This window comes from Pseudorhodobacter sp. (assembly GCF_030452865.1).
Lineage (GTDB): Bacteria > Pseudomonadota > Alphaproteobacteria > Rhodobacterales > Rhodobacteraceae > Pseudorhodobacter.
In genome coordinates, this window is record NZ_JAKDLJ010000166.1 from 1 (window position 1) to 7,393 (window position 7,393).

The window sequence follows — 7,393 nt, forward strand, 5'->3', positions numbered from 1 at the left end:
GCACCCCCGGGATATTTGCACAGAGAAGATGGAAGGCCGTTGGTCAAGGCCGTTCAATCGCTATTGCGGTGCCTTCGCCGCCGCCGATACAGATGGCGGCAACACCACGCCGCAGGTTTCGCGCCTCTAGCGCATGCAGCAGTGTGACGATGATCCGCGCGCCGGAGGCCCCGATCGGGTGGCCCAAGGCGCATGCACCGCCGTTTACGTTCATCTTTTCGTGTGGGATTTGAAGTTCTCGCATGAAGGCCATCGGCACCACCGCGAAGGCTTCGTTCACCTCCCACAGATCAACCGAATCCACGCTCCAGCCGAGCCGTTCCAGCAGTTTGCGGGCGGCGGGAATCGGTGCGGTGGGGAAGTCCGCGGGGGTCTGTCCATGGCTGGCATGGCCGCGAATATAGGCACGGATCGGCAAACCGTGGGCTTTGGCGGCGTCCTCGGACGCCAGCAGGATTGCGGCTGCACCATCGGAGATAGACGAGGAGTTGGCCGCCGTCACGGTGCCATCCTTGCGAAACGCGGGTTTGAGGTGGGGAATTTTTTCTGGTCGGGCCTGGGTCGGCTGCTCGTCGGCATCAATAGCTACCGCGCCTTTGCGTGTGGTCACGGTATGAACCGCGATCTCTGCTGTCAGCGCGCCCGACGCCTGGGCAGTCAGCGCCCGGTTCAGCGAGGCCAGCGCATAGGCATCCTGATCGGCGCGCGTGAATTGGAATGCCTGCGCGCAATCTTCGGCGAAACTGCCCATCAATCGGCCCTTGTCATAGGCATCTTCCAGCCCGTCCAGGAACATGTGATCCATGGACGTTGCGTGACCCAGCCGCGCGCCACTGCGCATTTTCGCCAGCAGATAGGGCGCCTCGGTCATGCTTTCCATACCACCCGCGACCATGATCCGGGTCTGACCCAACGCGATCTGATCATGGGCGATCATTGCAGCTTTCATGCCTGAGCCACACATCTTGTTCACTGTTGTCGCCGGTACGGATTGCGGCAGCCCGCCTGCAAATCCGGCTTGCCGCGCGGGCGCTTGGCCCTGTCCGGCTGGCAAGACACAGCCCATCAGCAGTTCTTCCACTAAGGCCGGGTCCGCCGCGCCAATTGCTGCGCGAATCGCGGTGCCTCCCAAGGCGGGGGCGGGAACCCCTGCGAACACGCCCTGAAACCCGCCCATCGCGGTGCGCGCCGCGCCTGCGATCACAACTTTTGTCAATTTGCCCCCATTTCCATGCGTGGTTACCGATTGCTAACCCTTCGATCATAACCTGCAAATGTGGAATAAGTGAAGGAGGCCTGCTGATGGACCTTGTCGCGGACAAGAGGGACGATCTTTTGGTCGTCACGGTAGAAGGGGACCGGATCGACGCCGCGGGCGCGATCGAGTTCAAGGAGCGGATGCGCGAGGCGATTGAAACGGAAAGCGAGCGGGTGATCCTCGATCTGTCGAATGTGGTCTTTCTGGACAGTTCAGGGCTTGGCGCGGTTGTCGCGGTGATGAAACTGCTTAGCCCGGCGCGAAAGCTGGAGCTTTCGGGTTTGACGCCGACGGTTGCCAAAGTCTTCCGCTTGACGCGGATGGACAGTGTATTTCTCATTCATCCAACGTTGACCGATGGCCTGCGCAAAGCAAGCTGAGGGCGTGGGTGATCGTGGGGTGACGCGATTCGAAATCGACAGTGATCCGTTTGCGGTGCGCGCAGGGGTGAGAGAGTTTCTGGCCTGTCTGAAAGGGTGCGGAATGGACGCGACTGCGCTGGGCACTGCTGAATTGGTCATGGCGGAGGTCTTGAACAACATCGTTGAACACGCTTACGCGGATTTCGGTGGCACGATTGAGGTTTTGGTTCACCCTCAGGGCGCGCATGTCTTGGTGGAAGTCGCTGACCGCGGATTGCCGCTGCCTTGCGGATCGCTGCCGGGTCGTTGTTTGCCGCCGATGGATCTGGTTGACGGGCTGCCTGAAGGCGGCTTCGGCTGGTTCATCATTCAGGAATTGGCAAGCGATCTGGCCTATCGCCGCAAGGATGGAAGGAATCACACCAGCTTTTGCTTGCCGTTGCAAACCGACCGCTGACTGATCTCTGATTGGATACAACGGCATTGCAATGGCGGCATTGGGACCAATTCGTCACAAATGACACCAGATCGTCATAATTCCCCCATAAACAAGCCACCAGTCGACCCTATATTGATCCTGTAGCTGCATAAAGCTTCCCTCGGTGTCGTGACAATTGCCCCCACCCAGTTCGCGGCACCGAGGTTCTATGCGACGCGCTCTACCCAAAACAACGTCAAGACCATGGGTCCAGTTGTTCGTTTTCGTATGGAAACCCGAGAAATCAATTCAGCTTTGCCGCGTGTCCCGCTAGACTTTGAAAAAATGGCCTTGGGGAGACAGAGATGCGCGATTTTCAGATGCCCGGACGTTCTGCCGTGTATGCGACGAACGGGATGTGCGCGACCTCGCACCCATTGGCGGCCGGTGTGGCGATTGATGTTTTGAAAGCAGGCGGCAACGCGGTGGATGCAGCGATTGCCGGTGCGGTCTTGTTGGGGTTTTGTGAACCCCAGATGACCGGAATCGGCGGTGATTGTTTTGTGCTGTTCAAACCCGCCGGGTCCGAAGATGTCCACGCGCTCAACGGCTCCGGGCGTGCGCCCAAAGGCCTGAACGCCGCTGAGTTGCGCGCGCGCGGGATGACCGCGATGCCGCTTTATGCGGTGGAGGCGGTGACGCTGCCGGGCGCGGTGGATGCGTTCTGCCGCCTTTCTGCCGATTGGGGTCGAATCGGCATCGCAGACACCCTCGCCCCCGCGATCCACTACGCCGAAGAAGGCGTGCCGGTCGCCCCCCGGGTTGCGCAAGACTGGGCGGCGGCGGAACCGTTGCTGCAAGGGCACGCCCGCGAAACCTTGCTTTTGAACAACAAAGCCCCAACCTTGGGTCAGGTTTTCCGCGCACCCGGTCAGGCAGAAGTGTTGCGCCGCATCGCGCGCGAAGGCCGCGCCGGATTTTACGAAGGCGAAGTGGCGGAGGATATGGTTGCCTCTCTCAAGGCTTTGGGCGGCACCCATACCCTGGCAGATTTCGCGGAAACGGAATGTGAATATGTTGCGCCTGTTTCCGGCCCTTACAAAGGGGTTGACCTGCTGGAGCATCCGCCGAACGGCCAGGGCGCTACTGCGATCCTGCTGCTGAAAATCCTGTCACATTTCGATATTGCCGACATGGACCCTTTCGGTACCGACCGCGCACATATTGAGGCGGAGGCGACAAAGCTCGCCTATGACGCCCGCAACCGGTTTCTTGCCGACGCTGATTTCACCACCCGCCTTGACCATATGATGAGCGATGAAACAGCGACAAGGCTTGCGGCACTGATCGACCCGAAACATGCGATGGCAGCGGCGGCACCCCTGACCGAAACGGTACATAAGGATACGGTCTACATCACGGTTGTTGACAAGGAGGGGATGGCGGTCTCGCTGATCTATTCGGTGTATCACAGTTTCGGTGCCTGTCTCGCCAGCGACAAGTTCGGCGTCAACTTCCAGAACCGGGGCGCGGGCTTTACCCTGCAACACCGGCATCCGAATGAGGCGGCGGGTGGAAAGCGCCCGATGCACACGATCATTCCCGGCATGATCCGACAGAATGGCCGCGTGACGATGCCCTTTGGCGTCATGGGCGGGGCATACCAGCCGACCGGCCACGCGCGCTTTTTGTCGAATATGGTGGATTTCGGAATGGACCCGCAAACCGCGATGGACGCCCCGCGCTGTTTCTCCGGCGTTCACGGCATGGAGGTGGAGCGCGGCTATTCCGACGCGGTGCGCGCCGACCTTGCCGAACGCGGCCACCGGGTTGTCCCTCCGGAGGTGCCACTTGGCGGCTCACAGGCGGTTAAAATCCACGCCGACGGGTTGCTTGAGGGTGCTTCGGATCCGCGCAAGGATGGCTGCGCGCTGGGGTATTGATTCCGGTTTGCTGCGGAGGACGGAGCGCCGCGGATTCCAGGGCGGGTGGGTTTGCTCGCGGAAGCGCCGGTTTCATTCTGGCCGGGGCGTTTTCCTGCCGACAAGTTCTATCCGGCGCCGCGGCGCGGCGCTTCCGGTTTCGCGCAGAGCTTCGTCGACCACGCTGTAGACTTCATCCCGGCAATCGACATCGCGGTCAAAGCGGGAAAGCCAGAAGCGCAGCGCATAGGTGATGCCGCCTTCCTCATAGGCCTGAACCCGCACATCCGGGGACGGTTCCTGCTGGATCAATTTCGCACTTTTCATCGCGGCCAGCATCACTTTGCGCGCCTCCCCGATGGGCATGGTATGGTCGAGCGTGATGGAGACCTGGGCGCGGTATTGTGGCTTCGGCGCGGAATAGTTGATGATCCGTTGCCGCGCGATCAGGCTGTTCGGCAAAATCATATAGGTGGCATCGCGGGTCAGAATGCGGGTGGTGCGCCAGCCGATCTCAATGACCTTGCCGCGCGCCAGCCCGTCGATATCCACCCAATCGCCAATGCGAAACGGTCCCTCAACACCAAGCGCGACCCCCGAGAGCGTATCCGCCACCACGTTTCTGATCGCAAAACCCAGCATCGCGAGGATAAGGCCGGACCCGGCCAGCGCGCCAATCGCGCCCTGTCCCATGAACAGCGAAACCGTTGCGGTGAAAGCGATCAGGAACAACAGCGCCGCGATAAGATCACGCAGCAAGCGCGGGTAAGGGCGGCGGCGCGCCGTTGCTTGATCCAGCGCCATTGACAGAATACGGCTGGCAAGCCAAGCCGAGGCGAAATAGGCCAAGCCCTTGACCGCCAGCGACAGGGATTCGTTCTCGCCGAACAATTCGGTCAGGTTCGCCCAGAACAGGATCAATCCGACGCTGACGATGACCAACATGGTTGGCCAGGCCAGACGGCGCGCATGTTGCCGGGCGGTCATCGGATCGACTTTCGTTTTACATCAGTTGCACCAAAGCGTTGTTCGACGCTCACGCACGAGGGGCATTTTCCCGCATGAAGATGCGGAACGGACTTGTTGCAGAGGCGGCAGAAGGTGTTGACGGCACCCGTGGCGCGCAGGATCGGCGCGCGACAAAACGGGCAGCGAAAAGCTGCGGCGCGGGGCAGGGTTTCGGTGCACGCGTGACAGGTATCACGGACAGCATGCAGGGACATCGGTTTTCTCCTAGGGGCGGCTTGGACGCGGCGGCGCTTCAGATTTGCCCGGAGAAAATTGCTTGCAGGGTATCAATCCTGTTCAGCCATCGTCTCCGGGCGGCGCATTCGTTGTTTGATTTCCGGTTGCGGATGCGCCCATGGTCAGTTTGTGACTTTCACGGTCGGAACCGGTTGCTCGACACGGATAACGGTCAGCATCCGGCGCTGATTGTCGCGGGTGTCCCAATAGAAGCTGGCACCTTCCGAGAGACCCAGAAGCGCCACCCCGATCGGAGTCATCAGCGACACGCGAAGCTGCGAGATATCGGCATCCTCGGGGAAAACCAGCGTGGCTGATTTTTCCTGCCCGGTAAGATCGTCGCGATAGGTCACAGTGCTGCCGATGGAGACGACATTCGCGGGCATCTTTGCCGACGCGACAATCTTTGCGCGGCTCAACTCATCCAGCAAGCGATCACCCAAGGCCGGGTTGCGCTGAAGTGCGTTTTCGGCGAGCTCCTCGATATGGTCAAGGTGATCGGCGTCTATGGTGATCTTCGGGCTGCGGTTGCTGGCGCGCTTCTTTTCGGACTCGTTCACTTGCGGCATCATTTTCAATCTCCTGTTGAGTTCGAGCAGGGGGTCATCGGGCGGGGTGTTTTAGCGGCGGCGAAGGAATGGGCCAGCACAGCCCTTTGCATGCGCGGAACCAGAATTTTTATGACCTGGCACTTGCTAGGTTTCAGTTGAGGAAAGTTGCGGAGCCCCGGGGGGGTATGGCAGGCGATAGCTCGCCTAAACCGCCCGGGGATACCGGCGGGTCAGCAGACGAAATCGAAAATGATCTGCGTGTACCATCATGCAATCAGAGCTAGGCATCGGCCGCCCAATAGTCAATCACCCCGATGTCGCAGGGTGAAACATCGGCGCGGCGTGGCCGAAATGGCCCAGAAACCGGCGCTTTCGTGCCGAGAAGTCGCAGTTGGCGAAGATGAGATTGAAAACCCGCCCGATGATGGCCATGTAGGGAGCATGATGATGTTCAGCTTTCATACGAGAGGCCTGCTGTTTGCAGGTAAACTCCTGAACCGGAGGTAGCCCCGGGCGGGGCTGGCCGTTTTGCCGCTCTACGCCTCGGGGGTTTGTCGGATCCCAACATGGATCACTTCAAATGACAGGCGTTTGCGTCATGCCGATTGCTGCGGTTTGGTCGTGGCTGGCTTCGCGGTGCCTCATGTCACGGCTTTGGTAACCTTGAACCTGGAGGATGCTATGCACTCTGTTCTCTCTCATCACAACTTTCCCCCTCAGCCTGCCACGGTTGCGCGGTTTCATGACCGTTTGAACAACGAGCGCGGGATGCTGCGGCGCATGTGGGATACACTCAACCGCAACTGGAATCGGCGCAAGATGATCGTGGCACTGCGGGCGATGGATGATCGCTTGCTGCGTGATATCGGCGTCGAGCGCTGCGACATCATTCAGGTCGTCGACGGGTTCGACGAACGCGAATTGCGGATGGTGCCGCTGGCGCCACGCAGACGACCGATCCTGGATGATCAATACTCGCTGCGGTTGGCCGCATGACCGCAACGGAACCGCTGGGTCGTGCCGATGAAACATGGCGGCGCGACCCATCACCATAGAAACTATCTGAAATGAGAGGGCCACAGGATGATGATCTGCAATGCTGATTTTGACGATCTGTTCCCGTCACTCTTCCCATCAAAGGGTTGCGATGCCACGGTCAAACCGTATTCGCCAAGTGCACAAAGCCTGGCGCGTTGGGTCGATGATGGCGGCAGCGTGCCGCTACCTGTGCGGCAGGCCATTCCTTCACCGCACCGCCATTCCGCAGCCGGTGGCGTAGCTGCGCTGTCGGTCGGGTTTGCCTTTGCCTTGATGCAGGCAAACATGGCCAATGCTATGGCCAAAACAATGCTTCGCACCTACGGCAGGGCCGCGACGTCCTGATCGTTACGACCGGGGGCCATGACACCAAACCTGGTGCGATATTCCGCCGGCGAAGTGCCTGTGATGGACTTGAACACCCGGCCAAATGCGGAAACATCGTGGTAGCCGACATCCCAGCTTATCGCCTGCACCGATCTGCGGGTTTGTTCAAGCATCGCGCGGGATTTTTCAACGCGCAATGCCTGAACGTAGGCGTTCGGCGACAGGCCCGTCGCGGCACTGAATTTGCGAATGAATGTCCGCTCTGCATAGGG

Annotated in this window: 9 protein-coding genes; 4 read left to right on the forward strand and 5 right to left on the reverse strand. The window is 60.1% G+C overall.

The genetic code is table 11. The annotated features are described in order from the left end of the window. Positions 1–43: 43 nt before the first annotated feature. Positions 44–1,216: a thiolase family protein gene (locus L0H65_RS10860; protein ID WP_301458953.1), complete on the reverse strand. Its 1,173-nt coding sequence runs from the start codon at positions 1,214–1,216 to the stop codon at positions 44–46. 86 nt (positions 1,217–1,302) lie between these two features. On the opposite strand from L0H65_RS10860, the gene L0H65_RS10865 reads away from it, so the two are divergent. From L0H65_RS10865 to L0H65_RS10875, 3 genes are all read left to right on the forward strand, one after another. Then, the gene (locus tag L0H65_RS10865; RefSeq protein WP_301458954.1) at positions 1,303–1,638 is read left to right on the forward strand and encodes an STAS domain-containing protein; all 336 of its coding nucleotides are present in this window, start codon (positions 1,303–1,305) and stop codon (positions 1,636–1,638) included. A gap of 19 nt (positions 1,639–1,657) precedes the next feature. Beyond that, positions 1,658–2,077, forward strand: coding sequence for an ATP-binding protein (locus L0H65_RS10870; protein ID WP_301458956.1), 420 nt, complete (start codon positions 1,658–1,660; stop codon positions 2,075–2,077). Positions 2,078–2,403: 326 nt separating this feature from the next. Further along, on the forward strand, positions 2,404–3,981 hold the full coding sequence (locus L0H65_RS10875) for a gamma-glutamyltransferase family protein (RefSeq protein WP_301458957.1): 1,578 nt from the start codon (positions 2,404–2,406) through the stop codon (positions 3,979–3,981). A 72-nt stretch (positions 3,982–4,053) separates the two neighbouring features. Here L0H65_RS10875 and L0H65_RS10880 read toward each other — a convergent pair whose 3' ends face one another. From L0H65_RS10880 to L0H65_RS10890, 3 genes are all read right to left on the reverse strand, one after another. Beyond that, complete coding sequence (locus L0H65_RS10880) at positions 4,054–4,947, reverse strand: mechanosensitive ion channel family protein (protein WP_301458959.1); 894 nt, start codon at positions 4,945–4,947, stop codon at positions 4,054–4,056. Positions 4,948–5,327: 380 nt separating this feature from the next. Continuing rightward, positions 5,328–5,777 (reverse strand): nucleoside diphosphate kinase regulator, encoded by a 450-nt coding sequence (gene rnk / locus L0H65_RS10885; protein WP_301458960.1) that lies wholly within the window; start codon positions 5,775–5,777, stop codon positions 5,328–5,330. Between the two features lie 285 nt (positions 5,778–6,062). Continuing rightward, a complete protein-coding gene (locus L0H65_RS10890; protein ID WP_301458962.1) occupies positions 6,063–6,218 on the reverse strand; it encodes a hypothetical protein in 156 nt (51 codons plus the stop codon). A gap of 129 nt (positions 6,219–6,347) precedes the next feature. Between L0H65_RS10890 and L0H65_RS10895 the strand changes: the two genes are divergently transcribed. Continuing rightward, on the forward strand, positions 6,348–6,752 hold the full coding sequence (locus L0H65_RS10895) for a DUF1127 domain-containing protein (RefSeq protein WP_301458963.1): 405 nt from the start codon (positions 6,348–6,350) through the stop codon (positions 6,750–6,752). A 362-nt stretch (positions 6,753–7,114) separates the two neighbouring features. Here L0H65_RS10895 and L0H65_RS10900 read toward each other — a convergent pair. Beyond that, a partial coding sequence (locus L0H65_RS10900; protein WP_301458965.1) for a helix-turn-helix domain-containing protein occupies positions 7,115–7,393 on the reverse strand: 279 nt, incomplete at its 5' end.